An 18,606-nucleotide genomic window follows, 5' to 3' on the forward strand; every position below is an offset into this window, starting at 1 on the left:
GCGATGCGGGTACTGGCTGCAATGAGCGGAGGAGTCGACTCGGCCGTCGCCGCGGCGCGGGCGGTTGACGCGGGCCACGACGTCGTCGGCGTGCACCTGGCGCTGTCCGCGAAACCAGGCACGCTGCGGACGGGTTCGCGCGGCTGCTGCACCATCGAGGACTCACACGACGCCCGCCGCGCAGCCGACATCCTCGGGATTCCCTTCTACATCTGGGATTTCGCCGAGCGTTTCACCGAAGAGGTCGTCGAGACGTTCGTCGGTGAGTACGCGGCCGGCCGAACGCCCAACCCGTGCGTGACTTGCAACGAGAAGATCAAGTTCGAGGCGTTGCTGGAAAAGGCAATGGCGCTCGGCTTCGATGCGGTGGCCACTGGCCACTACGCGCGCCTGGCGACGGTTGATGGCGAGCTCGAGCTTCGCCGGAGCGCCGACGAGGGCAAGGACCAGTCATACGTGCTGGCTTCCCTTACACCCGAACAGCTCAGCCACGCGATGTTCCCGCTGGGCGACTCGTGGAAGTCGGACGTCCGCGCCGAGGCGGAGCAGCGTGGCCTTTCGGTGGCTCACAAGCCGGACAGCCACGACATTTGCTTCATCCCCGACGGTGACACCAAGCAGTTCCTTGAGAACCGCCTGGGGCAGCGACCGGGTCAGCTCGTCGACGCGGAGACTGGAGCCGTTCTCGGACAGCACACGGGCGTGCACGGATTCACCGTCGGCCAGCGCAAGGGCCTCGGCATCGACGCGCCGGCCACTGATGGGCGACCCCGCTACGTGCTTTCGCTCGAGCCTGTTTCGGGCACGGTGAAGGTCGGGTCGTCGACCGGCCTCGGCGTTGACGTGATCGAGGCCGACCGGGCGATCTGGCCCGGCGGGCGCGTACTCGACGGTCCGACCGAATGCGTCGTGCAGGTTCGAGCGCACGGCGGTATCGCCGAAGCCGTGGCCGAGGCCAATGGCGAGCACGTCAGCGTCCAACTGCGCGAGCCGCTCCGGGGTGTTGCTCCGGGGCAGGTCGTGGTCTTGTACCGGCCGGACGCCGGTGCGGGCGATCTCGTCCTCGGCAGCGCGAAGATTTCCAGCACGCGTTGATCTCGTCGCTCAAGCTCCCTTGCGCGTCTCCAAGGGCTGCTTGACCTGCTGGTCAGGCTCATGCAGCGGTGGCGGGACGCTCTCGACCGTTTGGCCGGTCGGCGTCGTGATGACGAGCTTTCCGTCCTCGATGACCTGATACTTCCAATCGGCTCGATTCTTGAGACGTCGGTGGCGAATGCAGTAGCTCAGCGTCTCATCGGCGTCGGTTGCCGAATCGGCCTTCGTCGGCGTCGGTTCAGTCAGACAGTTGTGCGCGGGCCGCGGGCACCCGGGCTGACGGCACTCTCGATCCCGGACCCGTACGAACTCCTCGACGTCGATGCTCGGCCGGTAACGGAACTTGCCGACTTCGATCACCTGCCCGGTGAGCGGGTCGGTGATGATCCGCCGCAGCGTCGTGTTGGGGCCGGTCGCGATGTGCCGAGCAACCTCGGCCGGAACGTGCCCGTGCCCGGCCATCTCGGCTGGGTTGTCATTGAGCCCGAGGTAAGTCTGGAGATCGACGTACAGGTAAACCTCGGCCTGCTCGGCGGCGCCGCCCTTGTCGGTCAGGAGGAGGTCGAGCGCGACGTCCGCGCGCAGCTGGTCGAGAGTCCGCTTCTCGTCGCTTGTCTTGAGAGTCCGGGCGATTTTGTCGATACGGAGATAAGCGGCAGTGGCCTTCTCCGTGGGCGCATTGTCGATGGACAACTGCGAGATGCCCTCGGACTGGTGGTGCAGGACGGCCCGGCGTTCAGCGCGCCGTTGCGTGACGCGGTTCGCCGCGCCTTCGGGGTCGGTTTTCATCGCGGCGTACGCAGTGGCTTTGCGGATCTGCGTCGGGTTCTTGTCGGACAGGCGGTCTTCCAGCAGGGTGTCGACGATCCGGGCGTGATGGTCGGACAGCCACACGGTGCCTTCAGTGACCTTCATGGCGCGATACAGGTCGACGAACCCGCTGTCCATGAGGCGAAAGGTCCTGGGAAGTCGGCTCGCCAGCGCCTCGGCCGCGGAAATCATCGCGCCGGCGCGGTTGTCCGTGAGGTGCAAGGTCAACGCTACTTCAGACGCCAGTTCTCGGGCGTCCGATCTTCGTCTGCGCAGCCCGGCGAGGCAGTGGAGTTGAAGCGCTTGAAGTCGGGCGATCTGGTGACTCGCGTCCTTGGCCACCTGCATGAGCTGCCCCGTCTGCAAGCGCTCGAAAATCTCGAGATTCCCTTGCATAGCACGGAGAAGGAAGTCGAGATCGGCGGTTTCGGGGCTGTTGGAATCGTCGGTGACTGTGGTCGCCGACTTCGATTTGGTCATGGCGGCGACGATACGCATCAGTGGGTGCGTGGTCATCAAAATGGCACGAACGGGCCGTTCGCGCACTTTTCTTGGCGTCACGTTTGATTTGTGGCAACGTGGAGTCGTCGGGCGTAGCGGCGGCCAGGGGAGACCTGTGCTGAATGGCAGTCGGAGGAAAGGTCAGAGGTGCAGCTTGAAACCGGTGTGGCTGGCCACGAAACCGAGTCGTTCGTAGAACCGGTGGGCTGCGATCCGGGAAGTGTCGGAGGTGAGCTGTACCAGGGCACATCCGCGCCGCCGCGACTCGTCGATGGCCCATTGGACGAGGTCTCCGCCGACGCCGGCGCTTCGGTGGTCGCTGCGGACCCGCACCGCTTCGATCTGCCCGCGGAGGGCGCCATGACGAGCGAGACCGGGGATGATCGTCAGTTGCAGCGTCGCCACGGGTTCGTCGTTCGACGTTGCCACGACCAGAAGCTGTTGCGGATCGGCGTCGATGGCATCAAAGGCGCGCAGGTAGGGCTCGAGGTCGTCGGCTGAGTCCCTGGTCGCGCCGAGTTGGTCGTCGACGAGCATGCGCACGATGGCTTCGACGTCGTCGCGGCGGGCTTTCCTTACGGTGATACCGGGCATGGTGATCAGTATTCCAGCGTGGGTGACGTCGTTGTCGCTGCTGTTGTCAGGAGATCAGTTCGTCCGGTAGTGGCGAACTCCATCGATCTGCTGGACTGTCAGCTTGTTCTGCGAGACCAGGAGGTCGAGATGGGCGCCCGTTTCGAGGACGGCGAGCATCTGGTTGAACGCGTCCATTTCGGACAGTTTGCGGCCACGTCGGGTCCAGCCCAGCCGGCTGGCTGTTTCGAACGCGGTGCTGGCTCCGGCGTCGACTTGGGCGGCCATCGTCTCGAGGCGCTGGCGGTGGTGTTCGAGCAGCTCGTCGATGCGTTTGTGCACGCTGTCCGCGACCGGGCCGTGGGCCGGCAGCATGCGCTGGTCAGGCAGGGCACGGACCAGGCGCAGTGAGTCGAGGTAGTCGTTGAGCGGCAACTCGGCCGGCACCGGTTGGAAGCCGATCGACGGTGTGATGTGGGGCAGGACATGGTCGCCCGAGAACAACAGGCCTGCGGCGTCGTCGAGGAAAACGACGTGGCCGGTGGTGTGGCCAGGGGTGTGGACCACTTCGAGCTGGCGGTTCGGCAGGACCTGGCGGCGGCCCGGGGTGAGCCACTCGTCCGGGTCCTCCCACAGGTCGAGGTCGGTGCGGCTGGGGACGTCGGCGAACATTCGCCCCAGAGCGGCGATGACTTCGTCGGCGCCGGAGTGGCGAAGGAGCTCGATCTGGGCGTGCATCGGAAGCTGGTCCGGGTCGGCGGTGACCTTTAACGAAGGTTCCTCCAACTGGCCCAAGGAGATCTTGTTGCCGAATTCGCGCCGAAGGGCGACAGCCTGGGTGTAGTGGTCGCGGTGCACGTGGGTGACGAGGAACTCGCGCACGTCACCGAGTTCGGCGCCGATGCCCTTGAGCGCCTCGGCCAGGAGCTGGCGCGCTTCGGTGAGGGCCCAGCCGGAATCGACGAGGGCGAGGGTGGTGCCATCGGTGACGGCGTAGACGTTCACTGCGCGGAGGGCGTCGTTCGGCAACGGCAACGGGATCCGGTAGACGCCGGCGGCCACTTCGTAGACCCCGGCTTCTGTCCAGTTCCGGTTGCTGTCTTCGGGCAACGGCTCCACGGCGACCTCCGTCCAGGCAGGACTCCGGCGTCCCGGCCTTTCGCCTCACATTGGGCCGTCACCGGCGCGGTGTCCACCTGGGCGGCCTGAGACAACGGTCACGTGGTCAGGTGGTCTGGCGGGTGAGGGCCGTGTCGATCGTGAGCGTTGTGGCGACGACCATGCTGGCCAGGGGTTCGGGCAGCTGGTCTGGGATTTCGACGAGGTAGGTGTCGCCGGCGATCGGCGAGGGCCCGGACGGCGCGCGGCTGACGCGGGCGACCTCGGTGTCGGCGTGGTTCCTGATGGCCACGTCCCACGCTTGGCTGCCGGTGGCCGCGACGCGGCCGACGGTGCGGCCGTCGACGACGAAGGTGAAACGGGTGTCGCCCTGGGCGCGGGCAGGGACGATTTCGCCGATCGGGGTTTCGTCGGCGCGGGTGACGACGAAGCGGGTGCGCAGGTCCCTGGCCGGCCTCGCCACTTTCAGCACCGTGCTGTGGTTGGCGTCGCGGACTTCGAACTTGTGGGTGACGTACTGGTCGTATTTCGGCAACAGGCGCGCGGCCTTGTGGAGGAACCCTTGGCTGACGTCGGCCACACCGCCGACGCGGGTGCCGTCGCGGTCGAAGACGCTGTATTCCTCGGTGGTCTCGACGACCTCGGCGCGTCGGCTGACGATGAGGACCGCTTCGGTGAACAGGGTCCCGCCGAAGGAGCGGCCCGGGTAGCGGCGTTCGGGGATGCGCGGCTCGTCGTCCCACCGGCCCAGCCGGGTGGGACTCACCTCGTCGGGGTGCCGGCCCGGCGGTGGTGGCGAGGAGCTCGTCATGGCCATCCAGAGTATCGCTGTCTCCGCGAATTCGGTGCTGGCAAAGGGATATGCGGCGAATGTCCGGCTCACTCGGGTGACCCCGGCGAGGGCGGTGGGAGGCATCGGGGTGGGTTCGGCGAGAATTCGCCCCGTGACTGAACGAGCTTGGCCCGACGGCGCGGCGACCGCGATCGGCTCGATGCCCGGGGCGGACCCGGCCGAGGCGGCCGCCGTGGTGTTCGGCGAGCTACCCGACTTCCCGCACCTGCCGGAGTTGCCGGGGCGTGGGGTGGGGGCCGACATCCTCGGTCGCACCGCGGCGTTGCTCGTCGACCTGGCCGTGGAGGTGGTGCCGAGCGGGTACCGCGTCGCGGGGCGGCCTGGGCACGATCACCGGCGAGGGCGGGACCTGCTGCAGTGGGATCTCGATGCCGTGCAGGAAGCGCGTGAAAAAGCGGGCGTTGTGCCGCCGGTGTTCAAGACGCAGGTGGCCGGGCCGTGGACGCTCGGTGCCGGCATCGAGCTGCCGCGTGGGCATCGTGTGCTCACCGACCGCGGCGCGCTGCGGGACTTCACGTCCTCGCTGCTGGACGGCTTGGCCCAGCACGTCGCGGAGCTGAAGGCGCGGATCGGGGCACCGATCGTCGTGCAGATCGACGAGCCGTCGCTGCCGGCGGTGCTTGCCGGGAGTCTGTCGACGCCGTCGGGCTACGGGAACGTGTCGGCCGTGCCCGAGCCGGAGGCGCGAGAGCTCCTGTCGACCATGATCGAGGGTGTGCGGGCGATCACGGACCAGCCCGTCGTCGTGCACTGTTGCGCGCCGAAGCCGCCGCTCGCGCTGCTCAGGGCGGCCGGCGCGGACGCCATCGCGTTCGACGTCACGCTGCTCGGCAAGGCGTCGGCCGAGACGCTGGACGCGATCGGCGAAACGTGGGACAGCGGCACTTCGCTGTTCCTCGGCCTCGTCCCGGCGACGGACCCCGGTACGCGCCCGACGCTCAAGGACGTCGCCGACCCCGCCTTCAGGCTCGTGGACCGCCTCGGCTTCAACCGATCGATCCTGGCCCAAAGCGCCGTCCCGACGCCGACCTGCGGGATGGCCGGCGCCACGAACGAGTGGATGCGCCGTGCCCTCGCCCTCACCCGTGACCTCGGCAAGGCCTTCGTGGAGCCGCCCGAGACGTGGTGAGCGCGCGGTAGCGTGGCGGGCAACGATCGACAACGGGGGATGTTCCATGGGCCTGTTCCGCCGCCGCGCTGCCCGCACCGGCGCCGACACCGATGGCAAAGCCGCGCCGCCCGACCCGCGCACGCCGTGGCCGGTTCAGGCCGTGCCGTCGGACGTCGAGGCGGCCGCGGCGAAGTTCTGGGAAGGCTGGTTCGAGCTGCTCCCGGAGGTCAACGCGGCCCTGGGCGACCGCGAACCGCACCGCGTCGAGCACGATCTCTGCGTGCTGGTCGAGGCTCTGCACCCGCGGCTGCACTTCTCGCTCGAACGCGGCCATCAGGCCATCTACGCGCTCGTGGTCACCGGCCAGGAAGACCCGGAGCTGCGGCCGTTCACCGATGCCTGGAAGGCCGCCGCCCCGCCGGACGACGCCATCTGGGAGCACCACGACTCGGTGCCGCCGGTCCCGGACCCGACCGAGGTCACGGTGAACCTCGGCGACCACCGCATCTCGCTGGCCGACGTGCGTGTCGTCGCGCAGGTGGACGAGGACGTGGTCGACGTGGCCGTCTACCACCCCGCGCTGGCCGACCTGGAGCCGGCGGCGCGCACCACCATGACCTTCCTCCCGCTGGATGCCACGCTCGGTGAGCGCGTCGCCGCCGAACGGCTACGCCGCGTCGAGACCGCGGAGGCGGAGCCGGAGGGCACGATCAGCCTCCTGCAGCTCCGTGACCTGGTCCGGGGTCTGAACGGCCAAGAGGACGAAACTGTCGGCACCTCCGGCTAGGGTTACCACCCGTGAGCAGCGACCTTCCCCACGACCAGCTGGCCGCCCCCGCCGAACCGGCAGCGGAGGTGCAGGACGTCACCGACGTTCCCGCCGACGTGCGCGAACGCCACGCCGCCCTCGCCGAGGACGTCCGCGGCCATCAGTTCCGTTACTACGTGCTGGACTCGCCCATCGTCTCCGACGGGCAGTTCGACGCGCTCCTCGGCGAGCTGCAGGGGCTCGAAGACGAGTACCCGGCGCTGGTCACGCCGGATTCGCCGACGCAGAACGTCGGCGGCACGTTCTCCACCGAGTTCACCGCGTACGACCACCTCGAACGCATGCTGAGCCTGGACAACGTCTTCGACACCGACGAGTTCCTCACCTGGGTGGAGCGCGTCGAGAAGGAGATCGGCTCCACGGAGTACCTGGCCGAGCTGAAGATCGACGGCCTGGCCATTAACCTCCTCTACGAGGACGGCAAGCTCACGCGCGGCCTCACCCGCGGCGATGGCCGCACGGGCGAGGACGTCACGCTCAACATCCGCACGCTGGAGCAGGTCCCCGACGAGCTCACCGGCACCGACGAGTTCCCCGTGCCGAAGCTCATCGAGGTGCGCGGCGAGGTCTTCTTCCGCGTCGAAGACTTCCTGGAGCTCAACGCGAAGATGGTCGAAGCGGGGAAGCCGCCGTACGCGAACCCGCGCAACACGGCCGCGGGGTCGTTGCGGCAGAAGGACCCGCGCATCACCAAGGAACGCCGGCTGCGGCTGATCTGCCACGGTCTGGGCAAGCGCGAGGGCTTCGAGCCGGTGACGCAGTCGCACGCGTACGACGCGCTCGTGGCGTGGGGCCTGCCCGTTTCGCCGCACACGCGCGTGCTGCACACGGCGAAGGAGCTCACCGACCACATCGCGTACTGGGGCGAGCACCGGCACGATGCCGAACACGAGATCGACGGCGTCGTGATCAAGGTCGACCAGGTCGCGCTGCAACGCCGGCTCGGCACCACCTCGCGCGCGCCGCGGTGGGCGATCGCCTACAAGTACGCGCCGGAAGAGGCGATCACGACGTTGCTCGACATCCAGGTGGGCGTCGGGCGCACGGGGCGCGTCACGCCGTTCGCCGTCACGGAACCGGTGAAGGTCGCGGGCTCGACGGTGGCGCGCGCGACGCTGCACAACGCGGAAGAGGTCAAGCGCAAGGGCGTGCTGATCGGCGACCGCATCGTGATCCGCAAGGCGGGCGACGTCATCCCCGAGGTGATGGGACCGGTCGTCGACGCGCGAACGGGGAACGAGCGCGAGTTCGTCATGCCCACGCACTGCCCGGAATGCGGCACGGAACTCGCCTACCAGAAGGAAGGCGACAAGGACATCCGCTGCCCGAACACCCGTTTCTGCCCCGCGCAGCTGCGGGAACGGCTGCTCCACCTGGCCGGGCGCGGCGCGTTCGACATCGAGGTGCTCGGGTACGAGGCGGCCGTCGCGCTGCTCGACGCGCGCGTGGTCGCCGACGAGGGCGACGTGTTCGACCTCAGCGAGGACGCATTGTCCGAGGTGGAACTGTTCCGCACCAAGGCCGGCGACCTCTCGGCCAACGCGCACAAGCTCCTCGCGAACCTCGACGCGGCGAAGGACCGTCCCTTGTGGAAGGTGATCGTCGCGCTGTCGATCCGCCACGTCGGGCCCACGGCGGCGCAGGCGCTGGCGCGCGAGTTCGGGTCGATCCAGCGGGTCGAGGAGGCGAGCGAGGAGGAGCTCGCCGACGTCGACGGCGTCGGGCCGACCATCGCGCACGCCGTGCAGGAGTGGTTCGAGGTCGACTGGCACCGGGAGATCGTCGAAAAATGGCGACGCGCCGGCGTGCGGATGGAAGAGGAACGCGACGACTCGATCCCACGCCACCTCGAGGGGCTGTCGATCGTGGTCACGGGTTCGCTCGACGGGTTCTCCCGCGACGAGGCCAAGGAAGCCATCATGGCCCGCGGCGGCAAGGCGGCGGGGTCGGTGTCGAAGAAGACGGCGTTCGTCGTCGCGGGCGAAGCGCCGGGGTCGAAGTACGAGAAGGCCGTGCAGCTGAAGGTGCCAGTGCTCGACGAGGACGGTTTCCGCGTGCTGCTGGAGCGGGGCCCGGACGAGGCCGCCGAGGTGGCCCTGGACACCGTCGCCGGCGAGGAGGCGGCCGGGGAGCCGTCGGATGGGTGACGTCGAGATCAGGCCGCCGCGGGCCGAGGAGTTCGCGGCGGTGGGGGAGCTGACGGTCGAGGCGTACCGCCTGGACGGCCTGCTCTCCGACGAGGTCGGGTACGAGAAGGAGCTGCGCGACGTCGCCCACCGGGCGGAGCACGCCGAGCTGCTGGTGGCTGCGGAGGGCGACGCGGTCCTCGGGACGGTCGCGGTGGTGCGACCGGGCACCTCGTACGCGGAGATCTCGCGTGAGGGAGAGCTGGAGTTCCGGATGCTGGCCGTCACCGGTGCCGCGCGGGGGCGTGGGATCGGCGAGGCGCTCACGCGGGCGGTGCTGGAGCGGGCGCGCGAGTTGGGGCTGGGGAAGGTCGTGCTGAGCAGTCTCGATCGGATGCGGACGGCTCATCGGCTGTACGAGCGCATCGGGTTTCGGCGATTGCCGGAGCGGGATTGGCGGCCGTTGCCGAATGTCAGCTTGATCGCGTATGAGTACGATTTGTAAGGGGTTTGGGCTGGTCAGGGTTTTTTGCCGCTGAGTGGCGACGGGTTGGGCGGGACTGGAACCGGGCGCGTGGGCAGGGTCGGACGCCTGCCTGATTGTGGTGGCGGATCGCCGAGGTGATGAGGCTCTCGACAGCGCGTCGGCGGCAGTCGGGCGAATGGCCTGAGCGTCGAGAGGTTGTGGTTCGCCGGCTCTTGGTGTTGCCGCGAGATGGCGAGACCACAGATCGGTGTCGTCGACGGGCGGCCAAGCTCACAGCTCACGCGTGACTGGTCGGCGTTACCGGATGAGGTGTCGTCGCTTCTCAACGGCGACACGGTCGAACGCTAGGAAAGTCGGCCCTGAGAGGACCGTCGCTCCCCGCACGAAGCCATCGCCGTTCCGCGGCAAACCCAGGTCAGCGAAGAATTCCGCTCAGCCGTCGAGGACGACAGCGACGATGCCGGCGAAGTGCGCCAGCCGGGCGACCTCCGCGGCACGGAAGTTGGGACCACCGGGCCGGGCCACGAGAAGAGCTTTGCCCGGCTTGCCCAGCGGCGTCGCCGCCAGCTCCGTGCCCAGTTCCTTCCACGTCTCCGGGATCCAGTCCTCTTCACCATCGAGGACGGTGGCACGCTCCAGCGGCAGCCAGGGCAGGTCCGTGAACGGGTTCTCCGGCGCCGCGCTCGATGAGGCCAGCCGGCGCGTGCCCGATTCCCGGTGCTCCACGACGACGGCCCAGCCGGCGCGGATGATCTTCGGCACCCCCTCGGCCAGCAGGTCCAGCCCGGACTTCGGCTGCGCGGCGATCTCCTCCACCAGCTCCAGCTCGCGGTGGGTGTCCAGAATCCCGGCGTACGGTCGGACGGCGTCGACCTCGACGCCTTCGATGCTTTCGGCCGCGGTGATGAGGGCGTCCGGCAGGCGGCCGGACGGGAGCTCGACCACGAGGTCGTCGATGGCGACCCCGCCGCCGCGCTCCACGACGTCGACGCTGAGGATGTCGGCGCCGACGGTGCCGAGCGCCGTCGCGACGGCGCCGAGGGTGCCGGGGGAGTCCGGAAGCTGGACCCGCAGCAGGAACGACACCACACGCCCCTCTCGCCTCAGGCGTTCCGCCTTGTCGCGGAACGCGGTAACCGGGCGCCGATTGTGACAGACCGGGTACTTCTTGGGGACCGCTGTCCGGCGAACGGGACACCCCGGGTCGCAGCAGGTCCGGCCATAACCCGGTCGAGCCGTCCGGCGCCGCCACCATAGACTTGCAGCTTCCGACCGCACCCGCACAGCACACCCCGGGAGTCACCCGCGTGCCCAACATTTCCCGAGACGAGGTCGCGCACCTCGCCAAGCTGGCCAGGCTGGCCGTCACCGATGACGAGCTGGACGTCTTCGCGGGCCAGCTCGACCAGATCCTGGACTCGGTGGCGAAGGTGAGCCAGGTCGCCGCGGCTGACGTCCCGCCGACCTCGCACTCCGTGCCGCTGACGAACGTCTTCCGCGAGGACGAGCTCCGCCCCTGCCTGACGCAGCAGCAGGCACTGGCCGGCGCGCCGGCCGCCGAGGAGGGCCGGTTCCGGGTGCCGCGGATTCTGGGAGAAGAACAGTGAGTGAACTCGTCAAGCTGACCGCCGCCGAGCTGGCGGCGAAGATCCACGCGCGTGAGGTCTCCGCGGTCGAGGTCACCCAGGCACACCTGGACCGGATCGCCGAGGTCGACGACCACGTCCACGCGTTCCTGCACGTCGACACGGAAGGCGCGCTCGGCGCGGCCAAGTCCGTCGACGAGAAGCTGGCCGCGGGGGAGCAGCCCGCGTCGCCGCTGGCGGGCGTGCCGCTGGCGCTCAAGGACGTGCTGACCACCGAGGGCATCCCCACCACGTGCGGTTCGCGCACGTTGGAAGGGTGGATCCCGCCGTACGACGCGACCGTCACGCGCAGGCTGCGCGAAGCGGGCGTCGTCATCCTCGGCAAGACGAACATGGACGAGTTCGCGATGGGCTCGTCCACGGAGAACTCCGCCTTCGGCCCCACGCACAACCCGTGGGACCACGCCCGCATCCCGGGCGGTTCGGGCGGTGGCTCGTCGGCGTCGATCGCGGCGTTCGAGGCCGCGCTGGCCATCGGCACGGACACCGGCGGCTCGATCCGCCAGCCGGGCGCCGTCACCGGCACCGTCGGCGTGAAGCCGACGTACGGCGGGGTTTCGCGCTACGGCCTCGTCGCCTTCTCGTCGTCGCTCGACCAGGCCGGCCCGTGCGCGCGGACGGTGCTCGACGCCGCGCTGCTGCACGAGGTCATCGCCGGCTACGACCCGATGGACTCGACGTCGATCGACGCACCGGTCCCACCGGTCGTCGCCGCGGCGCGCGAGGGGGCCAATGGCGACCTCAAGGGCGTGCGCGTCGGCGTGGTGAAGGAGTTCGCCGGCGACGGCTACCAGGCCGGCGTGCTGCGGTCGTTCCAGGCCGCCGTCGAGCAGCTTCGCGCGCTGGGCGCCGAAGTGGTCGAGGTCTCGTGCCCGCACTTCGTCTACGCGCTGCCCGCGTACTACTTGATCGCGCCGAGCGAGGCGTCGTCGAACCTCGCACGGTTCGACGCGATGCGCTATGGCCTGCGCGTGGCCGACGACGGCACGCACAGCGCCGAAGAAGTCATGTCCCTGACGCGCGAAAAGGGCTTCGGCGCCGAGGTGAAGCGCCGGATCATGCTGGGCACGTACGCGCTTTCGTCGGGCTATTACGACGCCTACTACGGCTCGGCCCAGAAGGTGCGCACGCTCATCACGCAGGACTTCACGTCCGCGTTCGAGCAGGTGGACGTGCTCGTGTCGCCGACGACGCCGACCACGGCGTTCAAGATCGGCGAACGCGTGGACGACCCGATGGCGATGTACCTCGCCGACCTCTGCACCATCCCGTCGAACCTCGCGGGCAACGCCGCGATGAGCGTCCCGAGTGGACTGTCCGACGAGGACGGCCTGCCGGTCGGCCTGCAGATCATGGCCCCGGCGCTCGCCGACGACCGGCTTTACCGCGTCGGCGCCGCCTACGAGGCCGCACGCGACGCCGCCGCCGGCGGGTCGCTCGTGCACCAGGTCCCGGAGCTGGGAGGAACGAAGTGACTGCCGTGGCCGAGTTGATGGACTACGCCGACGTCGTCGAGCGCTTCGACCCGGTGCTCGGGCTCGAGGTCCACGTCGAGCTCAACACGAAGACGAAGATGTTCTGCGGCTGCGCCAACGAGTTCGGCGGCGAGCCGAACACGAAGACGTGCCCCACCTGCCTCGGCCTGCCCGGCGCGCTGCCCGTGGTGAACGGCAAGGCCGTGGAGGGCGCGATCCGCATCGGGCTGGCGCTCAACTGCGAGATCGCCGAGTGGTGCCGCTTCGCGCGGAAGAACTACTTCTACCCGGACCAGCCGAAGAACTTCCAGACCTCGCAGTACGACGAGCCGATCGCCTTCAACGGCTACCTCGACGTCACGCTCGACGACGGCGAGGTCGTGCGCGTGGAGATCGAGCGCGCGCACATGGAGGAGGACACCGGCAAGTCGCTGCACATGGGCGGCGCGACCGGCCGGATCCACGGCGCGGATTATTCACTGCTGGACTACAACCGTGCGGGCGTGCCGCTGATCGAGATCGTCACCAAGCCGATCGAGGGCACCGGCGCGCGGGCGCCGGAGGTGGCGCGCGCGTACGTTTCGGCGCTGCGCGACCTGCTGCGCGCGCTCGACGTGTCCGACGTCCGCATGGACCAGGGGTCCCTTCGCTGCGATGCGAACGTGTCGCTGATGGACAAGGACGCCACCGAGTTCGGCACGCGCACGGAGACGAAGAACGTCAACTCGCTGCGCAGCGTCGAGCGCGCCGTGCGGTACGAGATGACCCGCCAGGCGGCGATTCTCGCGGGCGGCGGTTCGATCAAGCAGGAGACGCGGCACTTCCAGGAGGCCGACGGCACCACGTCCGGCGGGCGCACCAAGGAGACCGCGGAGGACTACCGGTACTTCCCGGAGCCCGACCTGGTGCCGATCGCGCCGTCGCGTGAGTGGGTCGAGGAGCTGCGCAAGACGCTGCCGGAGATGCCGGCCGAGCGGCGCAAGCGGATCCAGACCGAGTGGAACCTGTCGGACGAAGCGCTGCGCGACCTGCTGAACGTCGGCGCCGTCGACCTCGTCGCGGCCACGGTCGAGGCCGGCGCGAAGCCGGACGAGGCCCGCGGCTGGTGGGTCAACACGCTGGCACAGGAGGCCAACGCGCGCGAGGTCGAGCTCTCCGAGCTGGCGATCACGCCGGTGCAGGTGGCCGAGGTGATCGGGCTCGTGTCCTCGGGTGAGCTGACGAACAAGCTCGCCAAGGAGGTCGTGCAGGGCGTGCTCGCGGGCGAGGGTTCGCCGCGCGAGGTGGTGGACAAGCGCGGGCTGAAGGTCGTTTCCGACGACTCCGCGCTGATCACCGCCGTCGACGAGGCGCTGGCCGCACAGCCGGACGTCGCCGAAAAGATCCGCGGCGGCAAGGTCGCCGCGGCGGGCGCGATCGTCGGCGCGGTCATGAAGGCCACCAAGGGCCAGGCCGACGCCAAGCGCGTGCGCGAGCTCATCATCGAGCGCGTCGGTTCCTGAGTGGCGTTCTCGATCAAACGCGTTACGTGGCGCGAGTGGCTCGGTCTGGGGGCCGGGCTGCTCGCGCTCGTTGCGGTGTTCCTTCCCTGGACGGTCCTCACCGCCGACACGGCCACTGCCGACGTCCGTGACGCCTTCAACTCCCTGCCCCACGACGACGTCGTGCGATCGGCTTGGCACTCGGACTTCTTTTCGTGGTTCCCGCCGTTGGTGCTCGTGCTGGTCGGCCTGGTGGTGGTGTTCTTCGGGCAGGTTCGGAAGGTCCGGGTCAGCGGCCTGCCGCACCTGTGGCTCGTCGCGGGCCTCGCCGCGCTGCTGCTCATGGTCATCGGCTGGACGACGCTGGACTGGGTTTTCGACAGCGACCAGCGGGCGTTCCTGGAAACCGCCGGTGTGATGATCAACCCGGGGGTTGGCCGGTACGTCGCGTTGCTCGCCGCGCTGGTGTCCATCGCCGCCTCGATCCTGGACATCCGGGCTGCGCGGGCGGAAAGTCGGGCTCCGCGGTATCGCCGCTAAGGGGCGAACTCGCCGTCGCCTCTCAACGGCGACGGCCTGTTCGCCTGGGGCGTAAACGCGCCTCGCCGCTGAACGGCGACAGCTGGCTTGCGCGGGAACCAGAACGGGGATTCGCCGCTGAACGGCGACTGGCGGCTCGCGCGGGAACGGTAACGGAGCCTCGCCGTTGAGCGGCGACGGGCGGCACGCCTGGGAACGGCGGCGCGGCCTCGCCGTTGAGCGGCGACTGCCGAGTCGTCTTTGGGCGGCAACGGGGATTAGCCGTTGAGGGGCGAGTGCTGGCTCGCGGTTGAACGACAACGCGATTCACTGCTGAACAGCGACTGCCGGCTCGCCTCGAGCGGCAACGGGGATTGGCCGTTGAGTGACGAGCGGTGGCTCGTCTGGAGCGGCAGCTGGGATTCGCCGTTGAGTGGCGACTGGTGGTCCGCTGAGAGCGACAATGGAGGCTTGCCACTGACCGGCGACTGCCGCTGCTTCGCTTGTGAAGTGCACAGCGATTCGCGTCTGAACGGTGACTGCTGCTTCGTGGGGGAATGGCCGCCGGGTGGCGACTGCCGCTTCAGCCGTGAACGGCGATGTGATTCGCCAGTAAGCGGCGACTGCCACTTCGCCGGAAGTGCGACCCGGGCGCTGGCCTTTGAATGGCGACTGCCGCTCGGCCGGCGAAGCCGCAACTGGAGTTCGCAGATGAACGGCGACTGCCGGCTCGAAGCGGAACGGCGAGGGCGCTGTCCCTGAGCAGCGACCGCGGTTCGCCCCTGAGCGGCGACCACGGCGGTCGAGGTGCGGTGACCAGGGCGGTGCCGAGGTAGGGCGACCCATCGCCGCCGAACGGCGAAAGCGCCAGCGAGAGGTGGTGCGGAGGCCGGGTGGTCGTGGGTGGATGGCGACGGGCTGTCGGCTCAGGCAACAAGCGGGCTGGGGACCAGCCCGCCACCAGCCGTTGCCGCTCAACGGCGACAACCACAAACACCCAGCTCAGGCCGAAGCCGGACCTCAGTCCTTCCCCGGGCCGCCGTCGGTTTGGACGATGGTGATGAGGACGACGCGGTCGTCGCTGGAGACGGGTTTGCCGCCGTCCTTGTTGGTGGTGCCGGCGACTGCCAGTTGGGGGCTGATCATGCTCATGGCGGCGAGGCGGCCGTACGTCGTGGGGGGTTTGCCCTTGCCGTCGAGGCTGACGCTCGGCTTTCCGGTGACGGCGCCGTCCGGGTTGACCGGCAGGTTCTGCAGGCCGACGGAGGACGCGATGCCGAGGATGCCGTTCTGGTCGGCGAAGTCGGCGCAGCCGCGGACGCCCGGCTTGTCCTGCCAAGTCCACGCGGGCGTCGACAGGGCCTGGCCCGCCTGGACGCGGTACAGCGCGTCGGGACCGGAGGTCTGGTCGGTGACCCACACGCGCTTTCCGTCGGGGGAGGTGCAGAGGCCGCCGGGGGCGTGGAGGCCCGAGGCGTACACGGCGGAGCCCGCGGTCGGGTTGCCGGCGGCCGGGGCGCCCGACGTGTCGATGCGCAGCACCTTGCCCGCCAGCGACTTCGGGTCGGCGGCGGACGCGGGGTTGCCCGCGTCGCCCGTCGCGACGAGGAGGGAGCCGCGGCCGTCGCCGACGAGGGCGCCGCGGTTGCCGGTCGCGCCCTTCGGGATGCCCGTGAGCACCGGCTTCGGCGGCTGGCCCTTCGCGAAGCGCACGACGCGGTTGTCGGTCGCCGTGGTGATGTAGGCGAACACCAGCTGGTCCTCGACGTAGCTCGGCGACAGCGCCAGCGAGGTGAGGCCGCCGTCACCCGTGGCGTCGACGTCGAGCTGCGCGAACGGCGTTGCGTCTCGGCCGGCCGTGGCGAGGACCACGCGGCCCGATTTCCGTTCACCGGCGAGAGCCGCAGGCGTCGAGCCGTCGCCCGGCAGGCCGGCCACGGCCGCGACGGTGTCCAAACACGTGGCGATCACGGCCTTGTCGAAGTCCTTGCACCCCTGCGGCGGCGGGATCGGCGTGGGCGACTGCTGCTGACCACCGCGGCCCACGCCGCCTTGGCCGTCGCCCGACGGGTCGCCCGGGTCTTGGACCTGAGGCGGCGACTCGGGGCTGGGCACAGGGGCGGCGCTGAACGTTTGGCCGGCCGCGGTGTCGTCGAACCGCGCGCAGCCCGACAGCAGGAGTCCGCCCGAGGCGAGGAGGGCCAGCGGCGCCGACCACCGGTACCGGGTACGCATGATGCTCCAGCCTAGGTGCCCCCGCGTGAGCGCGGAGTAAGTGGCTAACGTGGCGATCATGACGCTGACTGTGCTGGTCCCCGACGACGAGGGTGTCGAGGCGCTCTCGGAGCTCCCCAAGGTGCAGGCCGTGCGCTACCAGTGGGGCGACCCGGTGCCGCCCGAAGCCGCGAAGGCGGAGGTCCTCATCCCCGGTCGTCACCCGGCGGGCGACGAGCTGTGGCGCGAGCTGCCCAACCTCAAGCTCGTGCAGCTGCTGTCCGCCGGCGCCGAGGACTGGGTCGGCAAGCTCCCCGACGGCGTCCTGCTCTCCACCTGCCGCGGCGCCCACGGCGGCAGCACGGCCGAGTGGGTCGTCGCCGTCCTGCTGTCGATGTACCGGAAGCTGGACGTCTTCGCCGACGCCCACCGCGAACGCCACTGGGAACGCCGCTCCGCCGAGACGCTCCAGGGCCAGCACGCGCTCATCGTCGGCGCCGGAGATCTCGGGCGGCAGCTGCGGCGCCGGCTCGAGCCGTTCGATGTCCGCTGCACGATGGTCGGAATGTCGGCGCGCGACGGGGTCCACGGCGTCGCCGAGCTGCCCGAACTGTTGCCCCACCACGACATCGTGGTGCTGATGGTCCCCCTCACGTCGCGCACGCGGGGCATGGTCGACGCCGAGTTCCTCGCCGCGATGCCCGACGGCGCCGTCCTCGTCAACGCCGCGAGGGGACCGGTCGTGCGCACCGAAGCGTTGCTCGCCGAGCTCACCGCCGGCCGCCTGCGCGCCGCGCTCGACGTGACGGACCCCGAGCCGCTGCCGGCCGACCACCCGCTGTGGCACGCGCCGGGCTTGCTGCTCACGCCGCACGTCGGCGGGGCCGTCGCCGGTGTGCGGCGACGCTCGTACGCCGTCGCCGCGGCCGAGATCGCGCGGTACGCGGGCGGCGAGCTGCCCGACAACATCGTGCACGGCGAATACTGACGCGAAGAGGCCCCTGACCTCGGCGCGCTCGCTCGCGGCCGGGGTCGGTATCCCCTACCCTTCGCGCGTGACCAGTCAAGGGGACGACTACCAGACCGGCCTGCTGTCCGGGGTCGAGGACTCGACGAGCAACAACGACGACGAAGTGCGCCAGGGCGGCCTCGGTCTCGGTCTGCTGATCCTGCGCGTCGGGCTGGCCGTGATCGTGGGCGCCCACGGCCTGCAGCACCTGTTCGGCGCGTTCGGCGGACCCGGGATCACGGGATTCGCGCACGTGCTCGAGACTTTCGGCTACCACAAGCAGACGACGCTGCTGTCCTGGATCACCGGCATCGTCGAGGTCGGCGGCAGCGCGCTGCTGCTCGTCGGCCTCTTCACGCCGCTCGCGGCCGCCGGCATCCTGGGCGTCGCCGCGAACGCCGTCTACGCGAAGTTCCACGGCGGCTTCTTCGAGGGCGACGGCCGCGGCTGGGAGTTCGAGCTCCTCATCGGCATCGTCGCCCTCGCCCTCATTTTCACCGGCGCCGGCCGCATCTCCCTGGAGAAGAACACGCCGTGGCGCAAGCGGCCGCTACCCCTCGGCATCGTCTCGCTGCTCCTGGCCGCGGCGGCGTCGGTCGTGGTCATCGTTTTGACGCGCTGACCTGCGGTTCGCCACTCGGCGGCAACAGCGGAAAGGGCCGTTCACCCGCACCGGGTGGACGGCCCTCGCCGGTCGAGAACCACTAGCAGCAACAAACGAAAAGGGCCGCCCACTCCAGGTGGACGGCCCTCCCGCA

Annotated in this window: 17 protein-coding genes; 11 read left to right on the plus strand and 6 right to left on the minus strand. The window is 69.7% G+C overall.

The genetic code is table 11. The features are described from left to right. Positions 1-3 precede the first annotated feature (3 nt). Positions 4-1,095: a tRNA 2-thiouridine(34) synthase MnmA gene (mnmA, locus tag AB0878_RS12685; protein ID WP_366579291.1), complete on the plus strand. Its 1,092-nt coding sequence runs from the start codon at positions 4-6 to the stop codon at positions 1,093-1,095. A 9-nt stretch (positions 1,096-1,104) separates the two neighbouring features. Here the strand turns inward: mnmA and AB0878_RS12690 are convergent, their stop codons facing one another. From AB0878_RS12690 to AB0878_RS12705, 4 genes are all read right to left on the minus strand, one after another. Further along, positions 1,105-2,385, minus strand: coding sequence for a DUF222 domain-containing protein (locus AB0878_RS12690; protein ID WP_366579293.1), 1,281 nt, complete (start codon positions 2,383-2,385; stop codon positions 1,105-1,107). 162 nt (positions 2,386-2,547) lie between these two features. Continuing rightward, positions 2,548-3,000, minus strand: coding sequence for a GNAT family N-acetyltransferase (locus AB0878_RS12695; protein WP_366579295.1), 453 nt, complete (start codon positions 2,998-3,000; stop codon positions 2,548-2,550). Positions 3,001-3,054: 54 nt separating this feature from the next. Then, positions 3,055-4,098, minus strand: a complete 1,044-nt coding sequence (locus tag AB0878_RS12700; RefSeq protein WP_366579297.1) for an MBL fold metallo-hydrolase — start codon at positions 4,096-4,098, stop codon at positions 3,055-3,057. Positions 4,099-4,204: 106 nt separating this feature from the next. Further along, positions 4,205-4,909: a scramblase gene (locus tag AB0878_RS12705; protein ID WP_366579299.1), complete on the minus strand. Its 705-nt coding sequence runs from the start codon at positions 4,907-4,909 to the stop codon at positions 4,205-4,207. Positions 4,910-5,042: 133 nt separating this feature from the next. Between AB0878_RS12705 and AB0878_RS12710 the strand changes: the two genes are divergently transcribed. From AB0878_RS12710 to AB0878_RS12725, 4 genes are read left to right on the plus strand one after another with little or no spacing between them, the layout of a single operon-like run. Beyond that, complete coding sequence (locus tag AB0878_RS12710) at positions 5,043-6,080, plus strand: methionine synthase (RefSeq protein WP_366579300.1); 1,038 nt, start codon at positions 5,043-5,045, stop codon at positions 6,078-6,080. Positions 6,081-6,126: 46 nt separating this feature from the next. Then, positions 6,127-6,849, plus strand: coding sequence for a hypothetical protein (locus AB0878_RS12715; protein ID WP_366579302.1), 723 nt, complete (start codon positions 6,127-6,129; stop codon positions 6,847-6,849). Between the two features lie 11 nt (positions 6,850-6,860). Beyond that, a complete protein-coding gene (ligA, locus tag AB0878_RS12720) occupies positions 6,861-9,038 on the plus strand; it encodes an NAD-dependent DNA ligase LigA (protein WP_366579304.1) in 2,178 nt (725 codons plus the stop codon). Further along, positions 9,031-9,522, plus strand: a complete 492-nt coding sequence (locus AB0878_RS12725; protein ID WP_366579306.1) for a GNAT family N-acetyltransferase — start codon at positions 9,031-9,033, stop codon at positions 9,520-9,522. The genes ligA and AB0878_RS12725 overlap by 8 nt, the downstream gene beginning before the upstream one ends. 414 nt (positions 9,523-9,936) lie before the next feature. Here AB0878_RS12725 and AB0878_RS12730 read toward each other — a convergent pair whose 3' ends face one another. After that, complete coding sequence (locus tag AB0878_RS12730) at positions 9,937-10,590, minus strand: amino acid-binding protein (RefSeq protein WP_285969701.1); 654 nt, start codon at positions 10,588-10,590, stop codon at positions 9,937-9,939. Positions 10,591-10,811: 221 nt separating this feature from the next. Between AB0878_RS12730 and gatC the strand changes: the two genes are divergently transcribed. Genes gatC through AB0878_RS12750 form a run of 4 tightly spaced genes read left to right on the plus strand, consistent with a single transcriptional unit; the run spans position 10,812 to position 14,646 of the window. Beyond that, on the plus strand, positions 10,812-11,111 hold the full coding sequence (gene gatC, locus AB0878_RS12735; RefSeq protein ID WP_364055905.1) for an Asp-tRNA(Asn)/Glu-tRNA(Gln) amidotransferase subunit GatC: 300 nt from the start codon (positions 10,812-10,814) through the stop codon (positions 11,109-11,111). Continuing rightward, positions 11,108-12,625 (plus strand): Asp-tRNA(Asn)/Glu-tRNA(Gln) amidotransferase subunit GatA, encoded by a 1,518-nt coding sequence (gene gatA / locus AB0878_RS12740; RefSeq protein ID WP_366579308.1) that lies wholly within the window; start codon positions 11,108-11,110, stop codon positions 12,623-12,625. The genes gatC and gatA overlap by 4 nt, the downstream gene beginning before the upstream one ends. Beyond that, a complete protein-coding gene (gatB, locus tag AB0878_RS12745; protein ID WP_366579310.1) occupies positions 12,622-14,127 on the plus strand; it encodes an Asp-tRNA(Asn)/Glu-tRNA(Gln) amidotransferase subunit GatB in 1,506 nt (501 codons plus the stop codon). Before gatA ends, gatB begins: the two co-directional genes overlap by 4 nt. Next, entirely contained in the window at positions 14,128-14,646 is a 519-nt protein-coding gene (locus tag AB0878_RS12750) for a hypothetical protein (protein ID WP_366579312.1), read from the plus strand. Between the two features lie 999 nt (positions 14,647-15,645). Here AB0878_RS12750 and AB0878_RS12755 read toward each other — a convergent pair. Beyond that, positions 15,646-16,860 (minus strand): PQQ-dependent sugar dehydrogenase, encoded by a 1,215-nt coding sequence (locus AB0878_RS12755; protein ID WP_366579314.1) that lies wholly within the window; start codon positions 16,858-16,860, stop codon positions 15,646-15,648. Between the two features lie 58 nt (positions 16,861-16,918). On the opposite strand from AB0878_RS12755, the gene AB0878_RS12760 reads away from it, so the two are divergent. Continuing rightward, a complete protein-coding gene (locus AB0878_RS12760; RefSeq protein WP_366579316.1) occupies positions 16,919-17,827 on the plus strand; it encodes a 2-hydroxyacid dehydrogenase in 909 nt (302 codons plus the stop codon). Between the two features lie 67 nt (positions 17,828-17,894). Continuing rightward, on the plus strand, positions 17,895-18,470 hold the full coding sequence (locus AB0878_RS12765; protein WP_366579317.1) for a DoxX family protein: 576 nt from the start codon (positions 17,895-17,897) through the stop codon (positions 18,468-18,470). Positions 18,471-18,606 lie beyond the last annotated feature (136 nt).

This window comes from Amycolatopsis sp. NPDC047767, assembly GCF_040704195.1.
GTDB lineage: Bacteria > Actinomycetota > Actinomycetes > Mycobacteriales > Pseudonocardiaceae > Amycolatopsis.

Coding starts and splice junctions, on each gene's coding strand:
- AB0878_RS12760 (WP_366579316.1), top strand. CDS start 16,919: ATGACGCTGACTGTGCTGGTCCCCGACGACGAGGGTGTCGAGGCGCTC.
- AB0878_RS12705 (WP_366579299.1), bottom strand. CDS start 4,909: ATGACGAGCTCCTCGCCACCACCGCCGGGCCGGCACCCCGACGAGGTG.
- AB0878_RS12690 (WP_366579293.1), bottom strand. CDS start 2,385: ATGACCAAATCGAAGTCGGCGACCACAGTCACCGACGATTCCAACAGC.
- mnmA (WP_366579291.1), top strand. CDS start 4: ATGCGGGTACTGGCTGCAATGAGCGGAGGAGTCGACTCGGCCGTCGCC.
- AB0878_RS12715 (WP_366579302.1), top strand. CDS start 6,127: ATGGGCCTGTTCCGCCGCCGCGCTGCCCGCACCGGCGCCGACACCGAT.
- AB0878_RS12695 (WP_366579295.1), bottom strand. CDS start 3,000: ATGCCCGGTATCACCGTAAGGAAAGCCCGCCGCGACGACGTCGAAGCC.
- AB0878_RS12725 (WP_366579306.1), top strand. CDS start 9,031: ATGGGTGACGTCGAGATCAGGCCGCCGCGGGCCGAGGAGTTCGCGGCG.
- AB0878_RS12755 (WP_366579314.1), bottom strand. CDS start 16,860: ATGCGTACCCGGTACCGGTGGTCGGCGCCGCTGGCCCTCCTCGCCTCG.